Here is a 667-nt window from a genome sequence, read left to right as displayed (position 1 = left end):
AGCCGCGTGAAGCCACGCTTGCCCTTCACCGTCACCAGTTGTTCGGCCGTCAGCTGTTTCAGCCATTCGCTGTCACTCCATGAAGGCAGGTGCACTGTTCCCGCCGGGAACGAGGCACCGGCGGTGATCTCTTCCCTCGTCGGCCGGTCCTGCCGCAGGAAGCGATAGGTCTCAGCCTTGAAGGTCGAGGTCGCCACGGTCCACAGCCGGGCGCCGCGCCGCAGCCGCTTGCCACCCACCGTCGCGTCCACGAATGTCGGGCCGGTTACCGGAGCTGATCGGTTAAACCCCTCGACGCCCTTCACCGGCGCCACCTGCGCAAAGCCCACCTGGCGCGACCAGGCATAGACCGCGCTGGTCTCGTAGCCGGTGTCGATCGCGAGCCGCGCGAGCGTCATCGTCTGACCCGAGGCATGCGCCCATGTCCGCCCCAACAGGTCGGTCAGTTGCCGCCAACAGGTGGGATCGGCGGGCCCACCCTCTACACGCAAGTGATCGACGAGCCAGCTTTCAAGGCCCCTGCCCCACGCCCAGACATCCACTTCGATCCGGTCCTTCTGCACGTCGGCGCCTGCCGTCAGGAACAGGCCGCGCTCCGGCACCGTGCCTGGCGCCCACGCCTCACGCCGGTCTGCCAGCCGTTGCCAGTCGGGCGCCTCGCCGGCCT

1 protein-coding gene is annotated in these 667 nt (G+C 68.4%); it reads right to left on the bottom strand.

The annotated features are described in order from the left end of the window. On the bottom strand, positions 1 to 667 hold a 667-nt coding region (locus F0184_RS20460; protein WP_172972186.1), incomplete at both ends, for a terminase gpA endonuclease subunit.

The sequence above is a fragment of the Roseibium aquae genome (assembly GCF_008711285.1).
GTDB lineage: Bacteria > Pseudomonadota > Alphaproteobacteria > Rhizobiales > Stappiaceae > Roseibium > Roseibium aquae.
The sequence above is the reverse complement of the archived record's forward strand: the minus strand, read 5'-3'. Positions and strand labels throughout refer to the sequence as shown.